This is a genomic window from Palleronia pontilimi (assembly GCF_016412875.1).
Classification (GTDB): domain Bacteria; phylum Pseudomonadota; class Alphaproteobacteria; order Rhodobacterales; family Rhodobacteraceae; genus Palleronia; species Palleronia pontilimi.
In genome coordinates, this window is sequence record NZ_JAEKPD010000012.1 from 1 (window position 1) to 313 (window position 313).

The 313-nt window shown below is 65.5% G+C and carries 1 protein-coding gene; it reads right to left on the reverse strand.

The window, feature by feature from the left end; translation table 11 throughout:
• The coding region (locus tag ILP92_RS12545) for a GTP-binding protein (protein ID WP_198916755.1) at positions 1-313 on the reverse strand (313 nt) is incomplete at both ends.

Here is a 313-nt window from a genome sequence, read left to right on the forward strand (position 1 = left end):
TGCTCGCGCGTCTGGGGCATGGGGCCGTCGGCGGCGTTCACCACCAGGATCGCGCCGTCCATCTGGGCGGCACCGGTGATCATGTTCTTGACGTAGTCGGCGTGGCCGGGGCAGTCCACGTGGGCGTAGTGGCGGGCCTCGGTTTCGTATTCCACGTGGGCGGTCGAGATCGTGATGCCGCGGGCCTTTTCTTCCGGAGCGCCGTCGATCTGGTCGTAGGCCTTGAAGTCCCCGAAATACTTGGTGATCGCCGCCGTCAGCGTCGTCTTGCCGTGGTCCACGTGACCGATCGTGCCGATGTTCACATGCGGCT